General features: G+C 39.3%; 22 protein-coding genes. 21 read left to right on the top strand and 1 reads right to left on the bottom strand.

Going from position 1 to position 25847, the window contains the following annotated elements; genetic code table 11:
- Positions 1-34 precede the first annotated feature (34 nt).
- The 20 genes from ACFFRD_RS28810 (at position 35) to ACFFRD_RS28715 (ending at position 24441) form a co-directional block, all read left to right on the top strand.
- Positions 35-1687, top strand: coding sequence for a glycosyltransferase family 4 protein (locus tag ACFFRD_RS28810; RefSeq protein ID WP_392479069.1), 1653 nt, complete (start codon positions 35-37; stop codon positions 1685-1687).
- A gap of 45 nt (positions 1688-1732) precedes the next feature.
- On the top strand, positions 1733-1906 hold the full coding sequence (locus ACFFRD_RS28805; protein WP_392479068.1) for a hypothetical protein: 174 nt from the start codon (positions 1733-1735) through the stop codon (positions 1904-1906).
- A 210-nt stretch (positions 1907-2116) separates the two neighbouring features.
- Positions 2117-3340, top strand: coding sequence for a glycosyltransferase family 4 protein (locus ACFFRD_RS28800; protein WP_392479067.1), 1224 nt, complete (start codon positions 2117-2119; stop codon positions 3338-3340).
- 341 nt (positions 3341-3681) lie between these two features.
- Entirely contained in the window at positions 3682-4875 is a 1194-nt protein-coding gene (locus ACFFRD_RS28795) for a glycosyltransferase family 4 protein (RefSeq protein WP_163929011.1), read from the top strand.
- 26 nt (positions 4876-4901) lie between these two features.
- On the top strand, positions 4902-6230 hold the full coding sequence (locus ACFFRD_RS28790; protein ID WP_392479065.1) for a glycosyltransferase family 4 protein: 1329 nt from the start codon (positions 4902-4904) through the stop codon (positions 6228-6230).
- A 2-nt stretch (positions 6231-6232) separates the two neighbouring features.
- Positions 6233-7198 (top strand): glycosyltransferase family 2 protein, encoded by a 966-nt coding sequence (locus ACFFRD_RS28785; RefSeq protein ID WP_392479064.1) that lies wholly within the window; start codon positions 6233-6235, stop codon positions 7196-7198.
- A 125-nt stretch (positions 7199-7323) separates the two neighbouring features.
- On the top strand, positions 7324-8298 hold the full coding sequence (locus ACFFRD_RS28780; RefSeq protein WP_392479062.1) for a glycosyltransferase family 2 protein: 975 nt from the start codon (positions 7324-7326) through the stop codon (positions 8296-8298).
- A gap of 65 nt (positions 8299-8363) precedes the next feature.
- Positions 8364-9473, top strand: coding sequence for a glycosyltransferase (locus tag ACFFRD_RS28775; protein ID WP_392479060.1), 1110 nt, complete (start codon positions 8364-8366; stop codon positions 9471-9473).
- A 113-nt stretch (positions 9474-9586) separates the two neighbouring features.
- Complete coding sequence (locus ACFFRD_RS28770; RefSeq protein WP_392479059.1) at positions 9587-9757, top strand: hypothetical protein; 171 nt, start codon at positions 9587-9589, stop codon at positions 9755-9757.
- 1 nt (position 9758) lies between these two features.
- Positions 9759-10787, top strand: coding sequence for a glycosyltransferase (locus ACFFRD_RS28765; protein WP_392479058.1), 1029 nt, complete (start codon positions 9759-9761; stop codon positions 10785-10787).
- A 10-nt stretch (positions 10788-10797) separates the two neighbouring features.
- A complete protein-coding gene (locus ACFFRD_RS28760) occupies positions 10798-11610 on the top strand; it encodes an FkbM family methyltransferase (RefSeq protein WP_114081635.1) in 813 nt (270 codons plus the stop codon).
- Positions 11611-11623: 13 nt separating this feature from the next.
- Positions 11624-12961: a glycosyltransferase gene (locus tag ACFFRD_RS28755; protein WP_392479057.1), complete on the top strand. Its 1338-nt coding sequence runs from the start codon at positions 11624-11626 to the stop codon at positions 12959-12961.
- Entirely contained in the window at positions 12958-14466 is a 1509-nt protein-coding gene (locus ACFFRD_RS28750) for a hypothetical protein (protein WP_392479055.1), read from the top strand. The genes ACFFRD_RS28755 and ACFFRD_RS28750 overlap by 4 nt, the downstream gene beginning before the upstream one ends.
- Positions 14467-14469: 3 nt before the next feature.
- A complete protein-coding gene (locus ACFFRD_RS28745) occupies positions 14470-15675 on the top strand; it encodes a glycosyltransferase family 4 protein (RefSeq protein WP_392479053.1) in 1206 nt (401 codons plus the stop codon).
- A gap of 66 nt (positions 15676-15741) precedes the next feature.
- On the top strand, positions 15742-16887 hold the full coding sequence (locus ACFFRD_RS28740; protein ID WP_392479052.1) for a glycosyltransferase: 1146 nt from the start codon (positions 15742-15744) through the stop codon (positions 16885-16887).
- A 311-nt stretch (positions 16888-17198) separates the two neighbouring features.
- Complete coding sequence (asnB, locus tag ACFFRD_RS28735) at positions 17199-18998, top strand: asparagine synthase (glutamine-hydrolyzing) (RefSeq protein ID WP_392479051.1); 1800 nt, start codon at positions 17199-17201, stop codon at positions 18996-18998.
- 86 nt (positions 18999-19084) lie between these two features.
- Positions 19085-20278 (top strand): glycosyltransferase, encoded by a 1194-nt coding sequence (locus ACFFRD_RS28730; protein ID WP_392479049.1) that lies wholly within the window; start codon positions 19085-19087, stop codon positions 20276-20278.
- A gap of 248 nt (positions 20279-20526) precedes the next feature.
- The gene (locus ACFFRD_RS28725; protein ID WP_392479047.1) at positions 20527-21294 is read left to right on the top strand and encodes a glycosyltransferase family 2 protein; all 768 of its coding nucleotides are present in this window, start codon (positions 20527-20529) and stop codon (positions 21292-21294) included.
- A gap of 267 nt (positions 21295-21561) precedes the next feature.
- A complete protein-coding gene (locus tag ACFFRD_RS28720; protein ID WP_392479046.1) occupies positions 21562-22101 on the top strand; it encodes a WcaF family extracellular polysaccharide biosynthesis acetyltransferase in 540 nt (179 codons plus the stop codon).
- Positions 22102-22572: 471 nt separating this feature from the next.
- On the top strand, positions 22573-24441 hold the full coding sequence (locus tag ACFFRD_RS28715; RefSeq protein WP_392479044.1) for a carbohydrate-binding protein: 1869 nt from the start codon (positions 22573-22575) through the stop codon (positions 24439-24441).
- Positions 24442-24659: 218 nt separating this feature from the next.
- On the opposite strand, the gene ACFFRD_RS28710 is transcribed toward ACFFRD_RS28715, so the two are convergent.
- Positions 24660-24839, bottom strand: coding sequence for a hypothetical protein (locus tag ACFFRD_RS28710; RefSeq protein ID WP_114081625.1), 180 nt, complete (start codon positions 24837-24839; stop codon positions 24660-24662).
- A 220-nt stretch (positions 24840-25059) separates the two neighbouring features.
- On the opposite strand from ACFFRD_RS28710, the gene ACFFRD_RS28705 reads away from it, so the two are divergent.
- Positions 25060-25770, top strand: a complete 711-nt coding sequence (locus ACFFRD_RS28705) for a TIGR04283 family arsenosugar biosynthesis glycosyltransferase (protein WP_392479043.1) — start codon at positions 25060-25062, stop codon at positions 25768-25770.
- Positions 25771-25847 lie beyond the last annotated feature (77 nt).

Raw genomic sequence — 25847 nt, 5'->3', positions numbered from 1 at the left:
GAATTTAGCAAAGTAAAAATAAATATGTCGCTTTATGGAAAAAATAGCTAACGATACACTTAGTCTTTGGCGGGAAGAAGGCAGCCACCTTATTCAAAATAACTTTGAGGTGTTTCGTAGCCTTCTTGATAAAACAAAAAACTTTGTGGAGCGTGGTAAGTATAATGAGGCAGTTGTATATGGGCAAAGTGCAGCTTTATATGCATTTTTGCAACATTGTGGTCTTTTTTGTAGTCCAGAACTAGAGCAGCTTTTTCTCGCGCTTGGACAAAAAACAATACAAACAGGCTTTTATTCTAGAAATAGAATCTCACTGCCTGGAAAAGTCAATAATATTTTGCATGTTGCCACTAGTATATATAGTATTGGTGGACATTCCAGAATGATTTGGCGCTGGATACAGCAAGATGACCAGCGTTCACACTCTCTTGTCTTGACGCAGCAACCATCGGTCTTGGTGCCCAAAATTATGAAAGACGCGGTACTCAAGAGTCACGGTAAGATATATTCACTGAATGAAACAATTGGTGATGCGATCTCTTGGGCAAATCGACTACACCAAATAGCATTCTCGGCCGATATTGTTGTACTGCATATAATGCCTGGTGATGTTATTCCCATAATTGCATTTTCAAATAAAGAGCAATCTCCACCGATTATTTTTGTCAATCATGCCGATCACGGTATGTGGTTAGGAGCGAGTATTAGTGATGTAGTTGCGAATCTCCGTTTTTCAGGTATGCGTTTATCGCAAGAGCGCAGAGGCATAGCACCAGAGCGTAACAAGCTGCTTCCAATTATTTTAAATCTTAATCGTAGAACCCTCACTCGTATAGAGGCAAAGCGGAAACTTGGCATTGACGAAAACAGTGTTTTATTACTATCGATCGCTAGATCGCCTAAGTACAAAACAATTGATGGAATTAGCTTTGCTGATGCACATATTCCATTACTAGAGAAATATCAGCAAGCTATTCTAATAGTTATTGGTGCAAATCAAAGCGAAGATTGGTCTAAAGCTATTCAGCATTGTAACGGTAGAATTAAAATATTTCCGGAGCGTGAAGATACTGAAGTTTTTTACCAAGCTGCTGACATCTATGTTGACAGTTTCCCCATTGTCTCTAATACATCACTACTTGAAGCAGGAAGCTATGGTGTACCTTTGGTGAGTCGCTATCCATACTCTGATGTATGTGGCATACTTGGTGCTGATACACCAGGTTTGGATCAACACCTCATTCGTGTGCGCGATGTGGAGGAATACACAGCAGTTTTGTCTCAATTAGTTGAAGATGAAAAATTTAGATTGTCTATTGGTGAACAGACCAAGAGAAAGATTGTAGAAACTCACACCGGAAGCAACTGGCAAAGCTTTTTAGAAGATGTGTACTTTCAGGCTACCACCCTCCCACGGATAACCTTAGCCTCAGAGGCAATTACAGATCGAATAATGATTAGCGAACTCGATGCCTTATTACCTAAGATTCTTTCTTATGCTTCTGGTCAAGACAAAATTAATGTTGACGAGCTTATTCAAGGACATCCATTTCCCAAAACATTTGCTCAAAAAGTGTGCGTATGGATCGATACGATCAAAATATATGGCTTTGGTCGGGGTCAAATGCAATACTTACTACCGAATTGGCTCTACTGGCGCTTAAGAAAATTGATATCAGCGAATTAGGTAAAGTTCGTAATCACTAATAATGAAGATTACTAAATAAACTTCATGAATGTACTGCACATTAATCAATCTGATATTGGAGGAGGAGCAGCGATCGCAGGCTACCGACTTCATCAAGGTTTGTTAGCTCAAGGTATTAATTCGCACTTGCTGGTAGGAAAAGTTAAAACAAGCAGCGATCGCGTCGCATCTAGCAAAGTTACAAAAGCTGTTGTTTAAGCTTGAATTCAAATTATTAACAAATTTCCGAATTTAATAATTACTCATCAATAATGGTCAGACTTATACTATGAATCAATATGTTGCGTATGAGTTCAAGAGATATCCTCTGCTCGCTTAACATGAAGGCTTAATTATTATAAGTAAGAATAATTTAAGTCTGCATCTATCGTGAAATACTTGAATCAAAACTATAATCCAATCAGATGTATGAATGTCCTGCATATTAATCAATCCGATATTGGTGGCGGTGCGGCGATCGCAGGCTATCGCCTTCATCAAGGTTTATTGCAACAAGGTGTTAACTCAAAACTGTTAGTTGGCAAAGTTAAAACTGATAGTAACCTTGTTGCTGCCGTAGGTCATAAGTATCGTGTAGAAAACCAATTATTGCGTTTGACTAGGCGCTTAGGATTAAATTACCTCCATTTACTAAGCACGTTTGACATCTGGAAGCATGATTTTTATGAACAAGCTGATATTATTAATTTCCACAACCTGCACACAGGGTATTTTAATTATTTAGGTATTCCTGGATTAACCAAAAGTAAACCTGCTATTTTTACCCTCCATGATATGTGGAGCTTTACCGGACATTGCGCCTATAGTTACGATTGCGATCGCTGGCAGCAAGGTTGTGGTCAATGTCCCTACCCTGAAACTTATCCAGAGATAGCAAGAGATAATACTCGTCTAGAATGGCAACTGAAAGACTGGGTTTACAGTAAGTCTAATCTCACGATAGTGACTCCTAGTCAATGGCTGACTGAGCAGGCAAAAAAGAGTATGTTTAACCGTTTTTCAATTTATCACATACCGTATGGTCTTGACACTGATGCTTATCAACCTTTAGATAAAGACAAATGTAAAAATATTTTAGGTATTCCTGCCGAGAAAAAAGTTATCATGTTTTGTGCAGATGGCTTACAGGATTCTCGTAAAGGTGGAGATTTACTTGTACAAGCGATCCAAACTTTACCTAAAGCGTTAAAAGCGGAAACACTATTGCTAACTTTGGGTAGTGGAGGCGAAAAAGTTCTTGAAGTAGTGGGAATACCAACTTTAAACCTGGGGTATGTAAGTGGCGATCGCATGAAATCAATAGCCTACTCTGCGGCTGATGTGTTTATCTTCCCCACTCGTGCGGATAATTTACCTTTGGTACTGCAAGAGAGTATGGCATGTGGTACGCCAATGGTTTCTTTCAAAGTTGGTGGTGTACCTGATTTAGTCCGTCCAGGAATAACTGGTTATTTAGCTCAACCAGAAGATACACAAGATTTTTGTAATGGTATTGTCCAATTACTAGTAGACAGAGAGCAACGGCACAAAATGAGTGAAAATTGTCGAGCGATCGCACTTCAAGAGTATACCCTGGAACTGCAAACAAAAAGATACATTGAGCTATACCAACAGGTGTTGCAATCGCCATAAGCAAAAGAGGGCGTTTCCGTTCTTACGAATTTTCGTAGACTCACAGTCTGGACATTGCACAGTAGATGACCTCAATTCATATCTCTACTAGGCAATGTCCAACATCTTTATGCAGTTTTTGAGGAGGAATCGGTTAGCTCTAATGCACATTAGATTTAGATGAAAAACATTAAGGAACGCCTATCAAAAGGATTTATAATAACATTTTATTCTAGACAAGCTAGTAGTATTTGTGAGTTATCACATCGATATTTGTATAATTTTTACATTCCCAACAAACATTCAATTATTCCCACCACAGCAAGATAATTGACTGTGAAATTTACTCAATTATTTTATTTATGAAACAGCATCAACACATTCTTGTTTCACTAGGTAGCGCTCCAAAACAAGGACCTGGTAGCCTTATTATTATTGATCGTCATCTAAAGCGGCTGCCAAGCAGTTGGCAAATATCTATCGTTGCACCAGAGGAATCTTTTGCTGATACAAATATGCCTGATTCATGGCAGCTTCTTTCTATACCAATGCGTAGATGGTGGTGGCCTCCTTATCGTCGTCAAATACCAAGATTACTTGAAACTAGATTTTTGTGTTGGCAGATGGAGTGTGAAAAGATTTTTTTAAGAGAACGCCCAACAGCAATTGTTACTGTTCTTCATGATATTTATTCTGTGTTTGCTGCCTATCTCTCTAAAATTTGGCAAGTTCCATTGTCGGTAATTGTTCATGATCAAGAAGAGCTTTGGGCAAAATCTGAATTAGAGTATCATTGGATTAAACGGAATTGGCAGGCTGTGCTTAATCAAGCTACAAGAGTTTGGACAGTATCATCAGAACTTGCTAATACCTATAATATTATGGATACTAGTAAAGTCAGTATTCTTCTTCCCATTCCTGAAGGAAGGCAACAAAAATTCGTGGAGTGGAAAGATAAATTTAAAACTTCTCCTGTTGTTGCTTATGCAGGTAGTATTTATCCCAGCCAAGTATCTAGTTTTTATAAAATTGCTTCCTTGCTTGAAAAAATTAACGGTACTTTGCTACTCGTTACTCCTCTAAATCGTCCGGGTATACCAGATTTAATCAATAATTGTCCAAATATAGAGCATCGAGAACTATTCGCTACTAATGTAGAAGTTATAAATTTTTTGGCGGAAAAAGCTAGTTGTATATTGGTACCTTATCCTCTTGATCTTGCTGAACACCCTTGGGCCGCTACTTGTTTTCCTAGCAAGTTAGTTGAGTTTTCTCATCTAGGTTTACCAGCTATTATCCTTGCACCGTTAGATACTGCTTTAGGAAATTGGGCAATCAGGCATAAGTGGGATAGCTATCTGACAAATATGGATGAAGAAATGCTTTTAGAAATTCTCTATGAGCTAACAGAAAAAGAAAAATGGACTAAGATGGCCAACCAGTGTCAAAGAGTTTCTCAAGGGGAGTTCAATCCTGAACTTATTCAGTCTCAGTTTGAATCAGAACTTGCAGTAAGTAGCAAAATTAATGGGTTAGTAAAACAATCAATCAACTAGTTTATTTCTGGAAGTTAAATTAATTTATGAGGCTACTTTTTATCATCCCTGAATATCCTCCCCATTCTGGGGGTGGTATTGCTACTTTTTATAGCAACACATTGCCAGAGATTGTTGCTCAGGGTCATCAAGTTGATGTTTTAGTAGGAAGTGCCTTTACATCCAAATTGCCAAGTTATCAGAAAGATGGTGTTAACGTTGAGTTTTTAAATGACAACTTAATCTCGTCCAATTTATACAAGTTCAACCGTTACCAAGCCATCCCAGAATTTCAACGCCATTTAGCAGCAGCTTGGACTGCTTGGGAACAGGTAAATAAAGGTCAGGGTTATGACTTAGTGGAAACAACAGATTGGGGTATGCTGTTTGCTCCCTGGATAATATCACCACAAAGTCCGCCTACTGTTGTGCAACTTCACGCCAGTATTGGTCAAATAGATTTTCACGATCCCCAAGTTGATAGCCAACTGCAAGGCAATTTAGTTCGCTTATTAGAAGTAAACTTACTCTCAGTTGCAGACCAATTACAGACCTACAGTCAATCTAATGCTCAAGCCTGGAAACAACTAATTGGGAGAGATGTTAGCTATATTCCTCCGGCTATGCCGCTTGTACCTAATATTCAACCATTCAAAAAATCTGATCATGGTTTAGTAGTAGGAAGGATTCAATATTGGAAAGGCACAACAATTGTTTGTGAAGCTTTGCGATTATTAGGAGAAAAAGCACCCATAATAGATTGGATTGGTCGTGATACAACTTATCGTGATTCCAACACTTCTATGGCTGCTTATCTTGCCCAGACTTATCCCGATATTTGGGGAAACAAGGCACAGCCACTCGGCACTTTCTCACCAGAAGAAACTCGCCAACTTCAAGCAATGGCAAAGTTTATAATTGTACCGTCTATTTGGGACGTATTTAACTACACATGTGTAGAAGGAATGGCACAAGGACAGACTGTATTGTGTTCCCTGGGTGCTGGTGCAGCAGATTTGATTACTGATGAAGTAAACGGGCTAACGTTCACAGCAGGCGATGCCCAAAGTTTAGCCAATAGGTTGGATATCTTACTGAGTTGGAGTCAAGGAAAGCAAGAAAAAATTGGCAAAGCTGCTCAAGAGACTATACAAACTTTCCTTAATCCCAAACTTATTGCTCAACAAAGACTAGAAGTTTATGAGAAACTGATTAAACATGGCAGATATTCCATTTCCCCCAACTCTTGGTTAATTGAAGCTGTTTCCCCTCAAAAACCTTTAGAAAAACCTTTAGCATTTTTAGATTACCTACCTTTACGGGAGTTAGCAAACTATTTGCTAGAACGCAGTCTTAAAAAATTGGTAAAACGCTAGCCATGAGTCATCCTTCTTTAGCACTATGTATTCCTGCATACAATGCTACAGCTTACTTACCTCGATTACTTAAGTCTGCTTTAGCTCAAACAATCCAATTTGATGAAATATGGGTGTACGACGATTGCAGTACAGATCAAACAGGAAAAATTGCCGCAGAGTTTGGGGCAAAGGTGATTAGAGGTGAGATCAATCGTGGTTGTTCTCATGGTAAGAATGTCTTAGCAGCGCAAACAACTTGTGAGTGGATTCATTTTCATGATGCCGATGATGCTTTATATCCTAATTTTGTAGAACAAGCTCATCAATGGATGACGTTAGAGAATCCGCCAGATGTTGTGCTATTCAATTATGAATGGCGACGGGATGATACTGGAGAGTTGCTTGGCATTTACAAGTTTGATGATGCTGAATTGAGACGAGATCCGATCGCATACACTATTCAAAAACAAATTAATCCCTTTTGTGGATTGTATCGTCGTTCGGCATACTTGCAAGCGGGTGGTTATGACACTGATCCATTAGTACTTTACAATGAGGATGTAGCATTTCACTGTCGGATGGCGATCGCAGGTTTAAAATTCGCGGCTGAACCGAAAACTACAATCATTAATTACTATCGAGCTAATTCTATGTCCTCTGCTAACCAAATTAAATGTGCCCAAGCACAATTTCATGTTATGCGGAAGGTATCTGAATCTCTCAAAGGGGAATACTCTGATGAAATTTCTCAAAAACTTTGGGGAATTGCTGGAGTTTCTGCTGCTTATTTAGACTGGAACACTGCTGATAGCTGTGTGAATCTAGCTTTCTCCCTCCACAGTAAAACTCCTAATAATTTAAGTGCTTTATTCCGGCTATTATGTAATTTTAATCCTTATTTTGCCATTCGCTTTAGAGAATGGTTAATCAGATTCCTTAAGCCACAGCTTCGCCAGCAAATAATCACTGGGTCTGAGAGACTCTAAATTTGTTGCTGCATGTGGATGGGCAAGATTTTACGGGCGATCTAATAGTTTTAGTAGGTAATGCTCAAGAATCAGTCAGGAATCAGCATTTCGCTCTTTAGAATTGGCTACAAATAACAATCAAAATGTCAATAAGTCCATTAGTCTCAATACTCATACCTGTTTACAATGCCGAGCCATATCTGCGAGAAACTTTAGACTCAGCTCTAAATCAAACTTGGCGAAATCTAGAAATAATATTAGTTGATGATGGCTCTAAAGATGACAGCTTGGCGATAGCTAAAAGCTACGAATCAAAGGGTGTAAAAGTGATTTCTCAAGGTCAAAATAAAGGACAAACGGCTGCTTTAAATAGATCTTTGGCAGAAGCGAAGGGCGACTTTATTCAATACCTTGATGCTGATGACATTTTAGAACCACAAAAAATTGAAGTACAAATTAAGCGTCTTTTAGAAGAACCTAGCGGTACTTTGGCGATCGCACCCTGGGCAAGATTTTATCAAAATGATTTGTCAACCGCTAAATTTGTACCCAACAACGACTGGTGCGACTTTGATGATCCCATCGCTTGGCTGGTGGAATGTTGGACAGGTCACGGAACAATGCCCCCAAGCTCTTGGCTATATCCACGAGAAATTATTGACAAGACTGGCTTATGGCATGAGGAACTAACACTGAATAATGACATGGAATATTTTACAAGAGCCGTACTTGCCAGTAGGCGCTTAGTTTTTTGCCCTGAAGCTAAATGGTACTATCGCTCAGGAAACCCTAGCTTAAGTGGACAACGCTCTGAAAAAGCCTTGTGGTCTCAATATGAAGTCATTCGACTCAGTACAGAACGATTATTAAGCGTTGAAAATAGCGATCGCACACGTTATGCCACTGCTTGCGCTTGGCAATACTTTGTTTTTCTTGCTTATCATCGTTTACCAGAGTTAGTGCAATATGCAGAGAAGAAAATTACTGAACTTGGCGGTTGTGATCTCAAGCCAGACGGTGGCTCACTATTTAGAGTCTTGAGAGATATTTTTGGTTGGAAGGCTGCAATGAATTTGCAAAGATTTTACTATCGATATCGCTATCAAATAAATTATTGAATAGTTTATTAACTCCAGTGTAGTCATTTTTATAATTTTAATTGCTATAAAAAAGAGGAAATCACTTGTCAGACAAAACAAAGAAAGGTCTTTTTGTAACTTTTTCCGTCTATGTTAATAGTGCTTTTGGTGGAGTGCAGCGCTGCACAAAGGAATATCAAGAAGTTATTGAAGCGGCAGGATGGAGCTTAGAAGTTTTAGCGTATGAAATAGATCGCCGATGGCAGGCGAGAATTTTCCGCAAACTTAAACCATCGAGCTTTTATAATCGCATTCCGCAGTCTTTTATTGATGCCTTAATTGCACAAGTTCAATCAAAACATATTCCTTACGTATTTCTCAATCAAGTGGATGCGTTATGTATTGCACCATACTTAAAAAGTGCCGTACCAGATGTCAAGATTGTCTTGTTATCTCATGGGGCGCAATTTGTCGATGATTTTCTGGCAGCGCAGAATCAGACTTCAATATCTTCAAGGAAGCGATCGCACCTAGCTAATACAATTCTTGATGAGATGCAACTTAGGCAACATATAGATCATGTATTTACATTAAGTGAGCAAGAAGTCGCATTTGAGCGTTGGCTAGGCGCAAAGTCCGTAAGTTGGCTGCCTCGCATTATTTCACCAAAGCCTCTAGACTGGAAACCGATTGCTGGTCGTGCAGGGTTTGTTGGCACATTAGATCATCAACCAAACTATGAAGGACTGCTAAGTATCTTGACTAACTTGCAAACTAGGAAAGATTTTGAAGGAACTATCAGAATAGTCAGTAGTTCAAAAGAACTTGGCAGATATTTAGAAGAGCGGTTTCATTTCGTTAAATATCTAGGTCGCCTTGATAACGAAGACCTTAAAAATGAAGCATCAACTTGGACATGGTTCATTCATCCTTTATTTATATGGTCTCGCGGCTGTAGCACTAAGCTAGCCGATGCGCTGGAGTGGCAAATACCTGTCCTAACCACTGAAGTAGGTTGTAGAGGATACACATGGCAAAAAGGCAATGTGATTAGATTCGATGCAATAAACGAGTATTCTTCTTATTTATGTGGCAAGGACTCAGAATATGATATATCTTTAGTCAGACAAAAACTAATCCTAGCCTCAGAAACATCTCCTTCTGTTCTTGATGTCGCTGCACTAGCTAAACTAGCTTTGAACAAAATAAGCTAATCGGCATTTTAATTTTTGGGCTGAGTCCCTAACAGCAATGGCTTCATAGCGATCATCTTACAATTTTAATGCGTGACAGATGCTCGTAAAAACCCTAGTCATTATCTAAAGTTATGAATAATTTTTTAACATCATTAAAAGAAGAAATTAAAAATCAAATCTATAAAAGAGGATGGATAGTTTGTAAATTCAAGAGGTTGTCAACAGGTGTAGATATTTCTGCGGTTTTCATTTTTGTACCACGTCATAGTTCTTTAATATCTGATAAGCGTTGGGCAACCTAAAATGCGTATTCTACTCACTGCCGATCCTGAACTACCAGTACCACCAAAATTGTATGGTGGTATTGAGCGCATTGTTGATTTATTGGTTACAGGATTACAAACTCGTGGTAACACCGTGGGACTAGTTGCTCACCCTGACTCAACCTCAAAAGTAACTCAATTATTTCCTTGGCCGGGGAAGCGATCGCAAAACAAATTTGATGCGTTGCAGAATACAATCACCCTAGGGTCAGCAGTAAAGAAGTTTCAGCCCGACATTATCCATAGTTTCTCTCGCATCCTCTATTTATTACCTCTGTTACCATCTAGCCTTCCCAAGGTGATGTCTTATCAGCGAGATCCCAACCATCGCACCACTCGCTGGGGTACAAAGCTTGCTAAGGGTTCTCTGACCTTTACAGGTTGTAGTGATTATATTTGTAGCATCGGACAAACTGCCGGGGGAGTTTGGCATACCATCCACAACTGTGTGGAACTAGAAAAATACACTTTCCAACCACAGGTAGCTCCCGATGCACCACTGGTATTTCTCGGCAGAGTAGAGCAGATTAAAGGAGCGCATAATGCGATCGCTATTGCTAAAAAAACCGGACGCAGCTTAATCATTGCTGGTAATCATGCCACAACTGGGGAAGCAGGTCAATACTGGCAACAACAAATTCTCCCTCAACTAGGAAAAGATGGAATTGAGTATGTTGGGCCTGTCAACGATGCTCAGAAAAATGATCTGTTGGGACAAGCTGCTGCCATGATTGTACCAATTGAATGGGAAGAACCTTTTGGTATTGTCTTTGCTGAAGCCTTGGCTTGTGGTACTCCGGTAATTTCATGTCCTAGAGGTGCATTGCCAGAGATTGTGCGTCAAGGTATTGACGGTTACTTAATTAACAGTATTGACGAAGCAGTTGTTGCTGTTAACCAATTACTAAATATTGATCGTTATCAATGTCGTCAACGGGCTGAAAAACATTTTTCAGCTTCTGTTATTTTAGATCAGTACGAAAAACTTTATCATAACCTTTTGTTTTAGTTAAAAGAAGATGAGCATAGAAACAATTTCTTTACCTTTACCTCTAACTTGGATACAAGCGCTGGATTTTAAACATAAATTGGGAATTTGCGAACGATTGTTTGGTGAGGCGATCGCATTAAAAGGCATTTGTTGGGTGGAAACCGGAGCAGGAATTCCCTGGAAGCTTGATTTGACAAATTCCACCCATCGCTGGATTGTTTATGGCAAATATGAAGGAGCAGCATTTCTAAACTGGGCGAAAAAATTTCTCCCTAGCGATGGTATTGTTGTAGACTCAGGTGCAAATATCGGCCAAATGTTAATGTACTTAGCTCAGTGGCTACCGCAAGGTAAAATACTAGCATTTGAACCCGGTACTGAAGCAGGCAACTGGCTAAAAGAATGTTTAGCAATTAACACCACACTGCCCGTAGAAATAATTAAGGCAGGACTTGGTGCATCTCTGGCTCAATTACGTCTCAACCATATTGGAGATAGCTTGGGACATGGTGCTTGGAGCCAAATATCTGAAACTGAAGGTGAAAAAATTCAGATAGTACGTCTAGAAGACGAATTAGCTGCACGTTCTATTACAACAGTAGATTTGTGGAAGTTGGATGTAGAAGGTTATGAAATTTCAGCCTTACAAGGTGCAGAAGCTTTTTTAAAGGAGCAACGGATAAAAGCTATTTACGCAGAGATGATAGATGAAAATGGGCAGCGAATTCGAGATTATCTTACTCAGTTTGGCTATAGCTGTTACCTGTTTGACTCACGAGGTAAAATATATTCTCCAAGTCAATTGCCAAGTCATACTAACGGACTTTTCCTGCCTAATTAAATTGTAATATGCAATGTATCCTAGTTTAAAGCGTAAAGTTTTAATCATCAGTCCCCACTTCCCGCCCATTAATGCCCCCGATCATCAACGGGTAAGAATGTCTCTACCCTACATGGAACAATTTGGTTGGGAAGCGCACGTTCTCACGGTTCAACCAGACTATGTTGCAGGTATTGAAGACTCTCTACTAGCAAAAACAATTCCCGATCGCATCCCTGTAACTTATACAAAGGCATTACCTCTGCAACAAACTCAGCGTATTGGCCTAGGTAGCCTGGGTATACGAAGTTTTCCCTATTTACTCAAAGCTGGCGATCGCTTACTTCAGCAAACAAAATTTGATTTAATATACTTTTCAACAACTGTATTTATCACAATGGCTCTGGGTACCCGATGGTATCGCCGCTTTCGCATACCTTACGTCTTGGACTTTCAAGATCCCTGGTTAAGCGATTACTACAAACAGACAAACACACCTCCACCAGGGGGACGCTGGAAATATGGGTTTTCTCAACTCCAAGCAAAACTGCTCGAACCCAGAGCTATGAGCAAAGTCAGTCACGTAATTAGCGTATCACCAGCCTATCCAAAAACTCTACAACAGCGATATCCACATTTGCTTTCAGAACAATTTACTGTTTTACCCTTTGGTGCGCCTGAGCCTGATTTTGAGCAACTACCCTACCTCAATATTCAACAAAAAATATTTAATCCTCATGATGGTAAACGTCATTGGGTTTACGTAGGTCGAGGTGGTAATGATATGGCTTTGGCACTGCGGACTCTATTTCTCGGCATCCAGTCAGAGCGTCGCCATCACCCTGAAAAATGGCAAGCAGTTGAATTACATTTTGTAGGTACTAGTTATGCACCAGGAAATCGCGCTGTCAAAACCGTAGAGCCGATTGCTCAAGAATTAGGTGTTGCCGACTTAGTTCGAGAACATGTCCATCGTATTCCTTACTTTGAAGCCCTACAAGTTCTTGTCGATAGCGATGCTATTCTAATGATTGGTTCTGATGACCCAGACTATACCGCTTCTAAACTCTATCCTTGCATTCTAGCCCGCAAACCTGTTCTGGCCATTTTTCACCAGCAAAGTTCTGTAGTCAATATATTACAGAGTTGCCAAGCTGGTAAATCTGTAACCTTCACTTCCCAAAACAAACCAGAAGATTTGCTCCTCAAGATAGTTGACCAGCTCAATTGGTTATTATCTATCCCAAAAGGTTATGAACCAGAAACTAACTGGTCTGCTTTTCAAGCTTATACCGCTAGAGAAATGACTAAAAAGCAGTGTACTATATTTGACAATTGTCTTACTACTGCCAAAATTAACAAATCATTATGAACGGATACTTTGAGTCTAATCCTCAGCCTTGGGAATACTTTCCTCGCCCCCCAAAGAAGAAACAAGATCAGCTATTGAGAGTATTTTGGATAATCGCTTTAGGGCTTTTTACTTTTGAAATCTTCTTCAATGAAAATACCTCTATACTTAGCAAAGCTGGAGCAGTATTGATTACTATTGCTTCTCTAGTACCTAGCTATCTTTGGTGTTCAGGTCGCGCTCATGGAATGCCTATCTTCCCATTTTTTGCTCTCACTTTCCTTTGGACTTATGCCTTACCACTTGTCAGTAATCATCCAACCGTTATTACTTACTCTCCCAGTAGCCATTTGTTTGCTAGTCTGACGGTCACTGGGTTTCTAGGGCTAGGAACCTTAGTCTGGTTCCGATTTGTCAAATCTATTCCTCCAATGCCTAAATTTTATCGGAGTTTGAATATTCGTAAGGGCATTAACTTTTTTTTATTTATATTGATAACCAGTGTTTTATTTAATGTATATAGTAATGCTGGCTGGCTTGAATCTATTAATGCAGGAACAATTGCTGTAGTGCGCGGTACGATTTTAGGATTAACCGCACTAGGTGTTTTTGTCCTTTCTTATCAATTAGGAAAAAAAGAATTATCAAAATTACAGGCTAGATTGTTTATATTATTTCTAATTGCCAATTTAGTGACAAGTACAGTTACATTGCTGCTTGTTTCTGCTTCTAGTATCGCTTTGCTCGCTATAATTTCCTTTGTTATTTCTCGGAAAAAACTACCTATAATATCAATTATAATTCTTCTGGTTCTATTGAATTTTTTGCACTATGGCAAATCCGAGATGAGATCGAAGTATTGGTTTGCTAAAAATAGCTCTTATTATGTTCAACCCTGGAATTATCCTGCTTGGTATTCTGAATGGATAGGCTATTCACTAACTTATATAAATAGAAATAAGAGTGAAGATAATTTACCTAGTAATTCCGAAGAAAAAGCTTCTTTTGTCGAACGTTCTAGTGTAATCCAAATGCTACTTTTAGCTCAGGAAAAGAGTCCCGATAGAATACCTTATTTATACGGAGCGACCTATGCAATATTACCAGAACTTTTAGTCCCTCGCATATTAAACTCTAATAAAATCAGGTCTCACGAAGGTACAAGCATTTTAAACGTACACTATAAACTACAGACATACGAACAAAGTGTGAAAACTACTATTGGCTGGGGTTTGCTAGCTGAATCCTATGCCAATTTTGGATTAATTGGCTGTGGAGGACTGGCTATTATTTTCGGTGCAGCTTATGGAAAAGCAACTCGTTGGAGTATGAATGCTCCAATTTTATCATTCCAGTCTCTGTTTGCTGTACTGATGATGTCATACTCCTTCCAATCTGAATTTTCTGCCGGGGTATATGTTGCTGCTTTATTTCAATCAAGCACAACAATTGCTGGTATTTCGTTAGTTTTGATGAAAAAGCAGCGGGTTTCACGACATGCTTTTCAGGGGGGACAAATGAATTAAATTATGAATACGATAAAACTGGCAATTATCACATCTCACCCAATACAATACTACGCACCTTGGTTTCGTTACCTGGCTAGTGCTGGTGATTTGCAGATTAAGGTATTTTACTTGTGGAACTTCGGTGTTACACATCAGATTGATACAGGCTTCCAGCAAGCCCTACAGTGGGATATTCCCCTCTTAGATGGATATCAATACGAGTTTGTACCAAATGTTAGTTATAAACCAGGAGTTCATCATTTTTGGGGGTTACAAAATCCATCTTTAATCTCACAAGTGAAAGCTTATAATCCTGATGCAGTCTTCTTGATGACCTACAACTACGCTAGCATCTATAAATTTCTCTGGAAATGGAATTCATCTGAGATACCGTTGCTATTTAGAGGTGATTCCCATCGACTACTACAGCCTACTGGAATTAAAGCATGGGCACGTCAGCAGTTTATTACCCAGATTTATCGCCGCTTTGCTGCTTGCCTTTATGTAGGTAAAGCTAATTATGGCTACTTTCAATATCATGGTGTACCCAGTAATCATCTATTTTTTGCTCCCCATGCTGTTGATAACGATCGCTTTTTTACTCAAGCTGAGAGCGCCAAACACCAGGCAACTATATGGAAGCAAGAATTGGGTATCCCATCGGATCATGCAGTGATTCTATTTGCAGGTAAATTTGAATCCAAAAAACGTCCTTTGGATTTACTGCAAGCTTTTTTGGCAGCAAACCTGTCTCAAGTATCGCTGCTATTTGTCGGTGCAGGTTCTTTAGAAGCAGATTTAAAAACCGCAGCTGCGCACCATTCAAATATCTATTTTGCTCCTTTTCAAAATCAAAGCTTGATGCCTCGCACCTATGCTATTGCTGATTTAGTTGTGTTGCCCAGTTACGGCGCTTCAGAAACTTGGGGACTGGCAATTAACGAAGCAATGTGCCTATCTCGCCCAGTTGTTGTGAGCAATCATGTAGGTTGTGCTGGAGATTTGATTCATCACCAACACAATGGCCTTGTATTTCCGGCTGGTAATGTGTCAGCTTTAGTCAGTAGCCTGCAAGAAGCATTTTCTGATCGCCAGCGTTTGCGGCGCTGGGGAGAGGAAAGCCAAAAAATTGTGTCTCAATACAGCTATGCTAATGCAAGCAAGGGTTTGAAACAGGCGCTTGATTATGTATGTCGTCCCAAGCAAAGCGAAGTTCTGGCTAAATAGATAAAAACTTCATATAAAAATATGAAAGTTTCCTAGCGTTAATTTGCTAATAGTCAATAATAGAAAGTGGATAAAAACAACAAGTACCATTATCATCTCTGGTTTCCTGGCCTATTCAACTCAACAGGTGGAATTGAATGTTACTCTTCTTTGTGTTTAAAAGCATTTGAAAGTCTCTACCCCGATTGTGCTTACGATATTGTAATTAAGCACGATACAGATGTGCCATCCAAGTCACCTAATTTGTGTTTTCATGCAACTGGTAATTGGCCTTTATCCCTACGTACTCCAATACTTGCAGCGCAAATGATTGGTCTTGGTCTTTGGCAACGACCAAAACTCATCTTTTCTACTCATCTCAACTTTAGTGTGATAGCGTACCTATTGAAACGATTAATTGGCATTCCCTACTGGGTTGCAGCGCATGGAATCGAAGCCTGGGACATCCAAAATCCCACCCTTAAAAAAGCCCTCAAGAATGCTGACTTAATTCTAGCCGTTAGTAATTACACTCGCGATCGCCTACTCAAAGAACAAAATCTCCAGCCAGATCAAGTTGTCGTCCTGCCTAATACTTTCACTCCCAATCGCTTTAGAATTGCACCCAAACCAGATTATCTCCTCCAACGATATGGCTTAAATGCACAACAACCAATTATTCTTACTGTGGCTCGGCTTTCTCAATCAGAGCAATACAAAGGCTATAATAAAATCCTTAGCGTCTTACCCCAAATTCGTCAAGCTATCCCAAATGTACACTATGTTATAGTCGGTAAAGGAACTGACCGACCAGCAGTTGAACGGTTAATTGCCGAGTCTCAACTTCAAGATTGTGTAACCTTAACTGGCTATGTTCCTGACCGAGAACTGGGAGATTATTATAATCTTTGCGATCTGTTTGCCATGCCAAGTAGAGGTGAAGGGTTTGGTATTGTTTACCTAGAAGCACTAGCGTGTGGTAAACCTACTTTGGCAGGGAATAAAGATGGAAGTGTTGATGCTCTATGTCAAGGAGAATTAGGCGCACTGATTGACCCTGATGATGTCGAGGCGATCGCTGAAGCTATAACTCAAATCCTCCAAGGTAAATATCCTAACCCTCTAATATATCAACCCGAAGAATTAAGAAAGCGGGTAATTGATAAATTTGGTTTTGAACGCTTTCAACAACGCCTTAATTATTACTTAGAAAAGCAGTTTTCCCAGACTTGATATTGTGTCTTTGCTGTGGAATAGAATGAATTTTGTATAAAAGAAAGTAAATGATGGTAATTTAAGGTGAGCTTCCAAAGAACATCATTCGTTATGCCTTAAGGAAAAGAATCAAGTTTCCTAAAAGTTTCAAGATTCAAAAACTTCTTTCCAGAGCTTGCTTTTCTAAGAAACTTTACGCGAATCTATAAGTACCTCTGTCGTACAAAGAGTAGCTAGCGTCAAGAAAGATTGTAGATTCTTTACCGCTAAATTAAGCTAATCTACTATTAATTTTCATATTTATATCTGTATTTCTTAAGAGGTCTTAAATGTGTGGTATTGCCGGAATTTTAACTAAAACAGAAATAAATCATGATCTGGAAAATTTAGTGCTGAAGATGCAAAATGCTATTAAGCACCGTGGCCCAGATGATTTAGGTACTTATATATCAGAGGATCGACGAGTAGCCCTTGCTCACACTCGTCTGTCAATTTTGGATCTCAGCCCTGCTGGACATCAGCCAATGTCTACACCTGATGGTCGGTACTGGATTACTTTCAATGGTGAAATTTATAACTTTTCACAACTGCGGCAAAATCTCATTTCTCAAGGAGAGCAGTTCCAGTCCCAAACAGATACAGAAGTTATCCTCAAGCTCTATCAAAGAATGGGTTCTAATTGTTTAGAACATTTAAGAGGTATGTTTGCTTTTGCTATTTGGGATGACTGGGAAAAAACCTGCTTTATGGCTCGTGATCCTTTAGGAATCAAGCCATTATACTATTGGTCATCTGGTTCTACTTTAGTCTTTGCTTCAGAGCTAAAAGCTATCCTTGCATCTCGTTTACCTGCCCTTAACTTGAGTCCAGAAGGATTATATGGCTATCTGGTATATGGTTCAGTTCCAGAACCATATACCCTGATTGCAGATATTCATTGTTTAACGGCTGGTCATTGGTTGTATTGGCAAGGCGATCGTGTCACAAAACAACAGTATTGGCAAATTAACTTTACTCCACAAGCAATTTCACCAATAGAAGCCCAAGAAAAAGTTCGTAATGCTTTAGTTGATACAATCGAACATCATTTGGTAAGTGACGTGCCTGTTGGCATTTTTCTTAGTGGTGGAATTGACTCTACAGCTATTCTAGCTCTAGCTACAAAGGTGCAGAATAAACAGATATCTACATACTCTATAGCTTTTGAAGAAACCCAATGGAATGAAGGCGAAGTTGCAAAAAAAATTGCCAATTTATTTGGAGCAAAACACACAGAATATAAAGTTACGGCCTCTATTGCCAAACAGTTCTTTCCTGAATTCCTACAAGCTATTGATCAGCCCAGTATTGATGGATTTAATACTTTTTTTGTATCACAGATTGCCCACGAAGACGGCATGAAAGTAGTCCTATCTGGGCTAGGTGGAGACGAAATTTTTGGTGGATATAAATCATTTGAAAAAATTCCCCAGATGCTAGCATGGGGTAAAACATTGCAAACAATTCCTGTTCTAGGAAAGAATATAGGTAAAGGATTATCGCGTTGGGGAAAATCACCAAAACTAAAACGCCTGGGTGATTTTTTGGAACAGCCTCCAAGTTCTGCATCTGCCTATTCTACTTTCAGAGGAATTTTCTCTCACCAAGAAGCATGTGCAATTATGCAGCAGTATATTCCTCATCAACCTTTAACTACTTATATCTTTCCATCAGCCGATACTCATAAAGCAGATATGACAATAGAAGATGAAGTAAGTTTGTTAGAAATAACCTGCTATATGCGTAATCAACTGTTAAGGGATAGTGATGTAATGAGCATGAACTGGGGATTAGAATTACGGGTTCCCCTAGTTGATCGTCATCTATTTGAGGCAGTAGCTTCTATTCCTAGTAATATGCGTTTAGCAATTGGTAAAAAACTATTAATTCAATCAGTTCCTGAATTGCCAGAATGGGTTGTTAACCGTCCCAAAAAAGGATTTTATGTTCCCGTTGATAAGTGGATTTCTGGGGATTTACAAAATCATTTTAATAATGTAAAGGTTCCCGATAATATTTCTCTTACTCATTGGTATCGGCACTGGAGTTTGATGATGTTACAACATTGGCTAGAGCGAACTTATGCCTAAAAAGTTGTTCAATTTTAAAGGTAACTCGTGAGGACTGCCAAAAAAAGTTAGATTAATAGTTAAAAACCTCACAATTTTGGATAAAAATGAAAATTCTTCATATTATTCCTTCAATAGCATCAGTAAGAGGTGGCCCAAGTCAAGCAGTAATAGAGGTAGTTAAAGCATTAAGAGATGAAAATATTGAAGCAGAAATTGTTACTACTAATGATAATGGTAATGATTTGCTTGATGTACCCCTTGGTAGGCGTATTGAGTACAACCAAGTACCAGTAAATTTCTTTAAGCGTTTTTCTCCTAAAGTTGGCTCCATCAGAGAATTTGCCTTTTCTAGAGAGCTAACTATATGGTTGTGGCAAAATGTTTCTAAGTATGACTTACTACACGTCCACGCTATTTTTTCCTATCCTTCTACAGTAGCAATGGCGATCGCTCGTTTCCAAGGAGTTCCTTACATTGTTCGCCCTTTAGGACAGCTATGTGAATGGTCTTTACAACAAAGCTCTCGCAAAAAGCAAATTTATCTCCAACTCATAGAAAAAGCCAATCTAAATTCTAGTAAATCCATACATTTTACCTCAAAGCAAGAACAACAAGAAGCTTCGCAATTAAATCTAAGTTCCCCAAGTTTTATTTTACCGCACGGTGTTGATATTCCTAATATTAACCCTAACGCGCGTCAGCATTTGCGGGAATACTTAAATTTACCAGCCGATGAACCAATTGTTTTATTTTTATCTCGCCTGCATCCTAAAAAAGGTTTAGATTACCTGATTCCAGCTTTAGGTAAACTATCTGATTACCGCTTTACTTTCGTTTTAGCAGGTAGTGGCGATCCAAATTATGAAAGTGAAATTCAATCTCTTCTTGCTATTAACAACATTCATAACTGTACTCATCTTGCAGGATTTGTTAAAGGAGAAATTAAAGATTTATTTCTGCAAGGAGCGGATTTATTTGCTCTGACTTCTTACTCGGAAAACTTTGGTGTAGCAGTATTAGAAGCTTTATCTGCGGGTATTCCTGTTATAGTTACTCCTGGTGTTGCTTTAGCTAATCTAGTTGCACAGGAAAATCTTGGTTATGTTGCAGAGTTTGATATAACTGCGATCGCGGCTGCTATACAGCAGGTTTTAGATTGTCCCGAAGAAGCACAAAAGCGAGGCGATCGCGCCCGTAAATTTATATTAGAAAATTATACTTGGGATCGTATCGCATCAAAACAAATCTCAGTTTATACTGAGATCATTGAAAGTCAGACTGTTTCTACTACCCGTTAACATAAATGATAAATAATAGGTGATTAAACATATAAATTCAAAGATTACTAACCAATACGAATATCAATCTTCCAATCAATCACATCATTATCTTTATCTCATAAAACCTCTGATGGAGATGATATTGGAATATAATTACAAACATTAAATTTAAGTTTACAGGTAGATTTCCCTTTCTTTGGAAGTCTATGCTTTGTTCTAGTACTTTACTCGGTAATTGATCTGATTCTGAGAGATTTATTTTTGATATGCTAAAGCTGATTACTCCTCTTATTCTCACGTATAATGAAGACCCAAATATTGAACGCACACTCCAGCAACTCACTTGGGCAGAGAAAATTATAGTTATTGATAGCTATAGTAGTGATAAAACTCTAGAAATTCTTAACTCCTACCCACAAGTTCATGTATTCCAACAGGAATTTGAGACTCATGCTAGGCAATGGAATTATGGTTTAGAGCAAGTTCAGTCGCCGTGGGTGCTTTCTCTAGATGCAGACTATATAGTAACTAATGAGTTAATTTCTGAAATTGCTACTATACCGATTGATGGAAAGATTGATGGCTATTTTGCCAGATTCCAGTATTGTGTGTTTGGTAAACCAATGCGTAATTGTATACTTCCACCTCGTCAAGTACTTTTTCGTAAAAGCAAGGCTAAGTACATCGATGATGGACACACACAACTTTTGCAGATGTTTGGTAACTCTGCAACACTTTCTGCCTATATTCACCACGATGATCGCAAACCCCTAAAGCGTTGGTTATGGGCACAGGAGCGTTATATGGTATTGGAAGTAAAGAAATTACTAGAGACTCCTACTAGTGAACTTAGTTTAGGCGATCGCATCCGCAAACAAAAAATTATTGCACCTTTTATAATTTTATTTTATTGCTTGATTATCAAAGGCGGTATTCTAGATGGTTGGCATGGTTGGTACTATGCTTTTCAGCGTGTTCTGGCAGAAATACTCTTGAGCATTCGACTTATAGAAGCTGAGAAATTTAAAACTTAATTAGTCAGTAGTTATTAAGAATTTATTTTCAATATTATAAATATTTACAATACTTCGATACACTCAGTAACCATCAATATGAGATTCAGACCTACAGCTACAAAGGTTGACCACTAAATCTACGATTTGGTGGGGTCTTAAAACCATCTATTCAGCGTTCGACTGAGCCTTGTTGAAGTGTCACACCAAAGTCAAAGTCCGCCAGTCGTATAGAATTCATGTTGAATTCTGGCTCCTGAATGCTATTTCGATAAATTTAACCACCGTATGCGCCTAAATCAATATACTGTTAACGACTATACTCCAGGAGCACCATACTGGAAGCAGCTTCTTTGGTATTTTATTGGATCGCCCTTAGTTGAAAGTTATTGGCTACCATTTTCAGTTTTTAAGATTTGGGTACTCCGCAGTTTTGGGGCTACAGTCGGTCAAGGTGTCCGCATTAAACCTGGAGTGCGGGTAAAATTTCCCTGGCGGTTAGACATTGGTGATTTTGTTTGGATTGGGGAAAATGTATGGATAGATAACCTCGCTTGTGTCACCATTGAAAGCCATGTTTGCCTATCTCAAATGGTCTATCTCTGCACCGGAAATCATGACTGGAATCATCCCGATTTTAAATTAATTGTTGCCCCAATCAATATTCAAGAGGGTAGTTGGATTGCTGCCAAGTCTGTAATTGGGCCAGGGGTCACTGTTGGTCGAGGAGCAGTACTAACATTAGGTGGAGTTACTGGAAAATCGCTACAGTCGATGACCATTTATGCAGGTAATCCGGCTCAACCCATCAAGCAACGAAAGCTTTAATAAGACATATCTGAAAACAGGCAAAGCCTCTATGCAAAAAGCTTCAAGCAGGCGATCGCAGATTGCACTCTTAACGTAAATTTAAACTGACAATGGTACTTTAAGACATTTTTCGTTGTAAATAGGTCAGAATCTAAGCTTATAAATAATCAGACAAAATTACAAAATTAATTATATATGGTTCTCGAACGGTTTGATCCCTGATATACTCTCTGCGTAGTAACGAAAGAAGGATGCCTAGCCTAAATTAATGGAAAAGTGATAGTCATCACATTTTGAAAAAACGACATTTTCAAAATTTTTCCACCCGAATAAATACTGAAGTTGTTAGTTCAATCTCTAATCTATTAGCTCTGACATATTTCAAGAGTCATTAGTAGATGTAGTAACTGGCAGCCTGTTGACTGCGGCTAGTTTGTTTATGTTTTGTTTTGATTCAGCAACGCCGTTTAATTTCAGAGGATAAATGATGTGAACCCTAAATTAAGCAGATTTTTTCTGCACACTGCTATTACGTTACTGTTACTACTGAGTTTATCCGGCATTAATCATGTATTAAATATTCCGGTTTTGGAGCCACTGAAGGTTGTGGCGGCTACCAGCACATTGACTATTCCGTCGAGCGCATCGGCACCTTGGCCTGTATTTAAGCGTGTAGATGCTCTCAACTCATCGTTTCGTTCTGGACTAAACACAGCCTGGGGAGACTATTGGGAGCGTAGCGAAAATCCTTTTGATCTTGTGTATACAGAGCAAACCCAGGAACTAACCAACACCGCCAATGGTAACTATGCAATATACAACAACCTTGACTTAGGTAGTGGTGTAGAGGCATTGATGCTGCGTATCGCTTTACCTTCTGGGACAAACAGCGTTGAAGTGCGCTTAGGTTCAGTTAGCGGCACTGTGGTGGGGAGCTGTACTATCAACAGCACTGGTTCTCTGTCAAACTATCGTACAGTTCCGTGTCCTTTGAATAAGAGCCTTGCAAAAGGAAAACAAAACCTGGTCATTAGGTTTCCAGGCTCTAACCGTTCTATGCGCTTTAATTGGTTTGCCTTCTGGGCAAAGGATACAGAGCAAAAAATTGACGAGATACAAAAAATCCAATCCAATAATGTAAACCAAGGTTCGCCTGTTATTCCTATTTCTGGCAGACCGATACGAACACAAAACCAACTGCCAGACAGTTCTCAGATTCTGGCCAAATCCTATGGGCTGTGGTCTCCTGGCAAAACATGGGAATGCCCCAAGTGGATGCATGATACTTATTTTACCAAGGCCGAGGATAGCAAAGTCTACCCCACATGGCATCCGCCTGTAGATTTCAACCCTGAAACAAATACGTATTGTACCTACGGTCACGAGCATGGCGACGATCCGCTCAGTTCAGAGGTATTTAATATTGCAGGGATGCCAGCTTTTGGCTATGTAAATGAGCAACTAGCAACTAATAATCCATCTAATCCATCTGTTCATAGAAATGAAGATCACTTTGGGCATAAGGTTCTTGTTGCCAACAATTGGCAGATGTCCAATGCCAGCAACAGCAGTTTAATTAAATCCTGTGACGTGAGCTTAAAACTGCACATGGGTACACATTCGCCGGATGCGCTAGTAAATACAGCCCATGAAATGTTTGCGTCTGGTAAATGTGATGGGCTTGAACCCTTCAATTTAAAGCATTTTGCTTTGTTTGGTGCTGCCGGAGAATTTAAAGAACCTGAAACTTCTTTGTGTAACTTATCAACGGTAAATCCTGGCATTCCTCCCTCCCCTATGAATCAACCCTATGGTGATGCCCATCGCGCCATTCCTACTGCTGGTTGTTACCAGCGTGGGACAGTTGATCAAAAAACGGCAGATGTAAATTCAAGAAATACTGAATCTTGGCTTACTGGCTTTGCTGGAAAAAGTTTTTACTTTAAGGTCACAAATCCTTCCCGTTTTTATGATCCGTCTACCACAACGAAGATCAATAGGACTGTGAATAGCTGCTACGACCCAGCGCATCCTCTTTCTACAACTTTAATTTGCGAAGAAACATTAGCTGCTGGTAGCAAAGTAGAATGGGACGACCCGCGATCGCCCTTCCGAGGAACAACTCAGAGAGAAACTCACTTTTCTGGTCTTGCATTTAGCAATTCTGCAAATTCAGTAATCTATACAGATGCTTATGGGAGAAACGCAAGAATATCACCCGCTCCCGCTCAAGGGATTACGTTCATGCAAAGAGTTCCTGTCCAAGGATTTAAGTATGATGTAAATAGTGCAGCCAGCCTCTTCCCACCCAGAGACTATTCTGCATTGGGACAAAATGGGGTAAGAGCGCCTAATTAAAAGAAACCGAGCAATTCTAAATCCGTAAAGCAGGGCGATTGTCCCAGCATTCCATAGAAAACTCAAAGTTTCAGTTTCTCCATCCGCCGATGCCGCGCCTTCGACCGAGCAACAATAGCCCCATTCGACCATTTGTCAGGGTGTGGCACAGGCGGTGAAAAATACTAGTTTTCATGATGAGTTGTTAATTATAAAGACTTTTTCAGACGGAGATTTATTTAAATCCAGATTCCGCAGGTAATCTCGTAAATACTGTATTTTTGAAAATGACCTAAATGCTGCATTTTAGAAGCATGACAATCACCATCAACCGCTTTTGTCACTCTCCAAAAACTTTTGCCATTTTTAAATTCTAAAGCTTTTGTATACGAAGCGATGGCTCCGCCCGCCGCAGGCATCGCAAGATTTTTCGACGTTGCTGAGTGCGGTATGAATTAATTAAACACCGATATAAAACGATACTTCAAGTAGTGAAGTAATCATCGAATAGAGTATTTTAATATTTCTACGGTCTTAGAATAACATAGTATTTTGCGATAGCGAAGCGGTAGCGACGTTAGGAGGGTCAATAAACTGAGGGTAAACTTTCCATCCGTCAGTAACATAAAATAATAATTTATGAGTCAAAATATTGACGCAGCTAGAATTTCTATTATTATTCCGACTCTTAATGAAGCAGGGAATATCAAAGAAGCAATTGTAACTACTCAACCCAATACAAATATAGAAGTAATCATAGTAGATGGTGGCTCTAAAGATGACACCATAGAAATAGCTCAGTCTTTAAATGTCAAAGTTATCTCATCATCTCCCGGTCGTGCTGTGCAAATGAACGCGGGTGCTGTAGCGGCTAGCGGTGAGATTCTGTTATTTCTTCATGCAGATACCCGTTTACCGACTGGGTTTGATGACATGATTCGCACAGCGCTAGAACAACCTGGGATTGTAGCTGGTGCATTTAAGTTGCGGATTGATGCCCCACTTTTAAGTTTACGATGGGTGGAGTGGGGAGTAAATGTGCGATCGCATTTTTGCCAAATGCCCTACGGCGACCAAGCAATTTTTTTAACCAAGGAAGTATTTCAGCAAATTGGTGGTTTTCCTGAATTGCCTATCATGGAAGACTTTGAACTCATACGTCGCTTAAAACCCATTGGACGAATTGTAATTATTCTTACACCTGTTGTTACTTCAGCCCGTAGATGGTTGCAAAAGGGAGTATTCAAAACTACGCTGCTTAATCAAATAGTAATTATTGCTTATTTACTCGGCGTTTCACCTGAGCGAATTCGTTGTTGGTATCGCCGAGAAAAATTTAAAAGAATTTAAGCTGTTTCTCATCTGGGTACTATATCTTAGGAGCAGTGAATTTAAAATCTAGGTTTCAAATTTGAGCCTCAGAAGGT

This window comes from Nostoc sp. C110 (assembly GCF_043099725.1).
Classification (GTDB): Bacteria; Cyanobacteriota; Cyanobacteriia; order Cyanobacteriales; family Nostocaceae; genus Nostoc; species Nostoc muscorum_A.
This window is presented reverse-complemented; position numbering and strand designations above follow the sequence as displayed.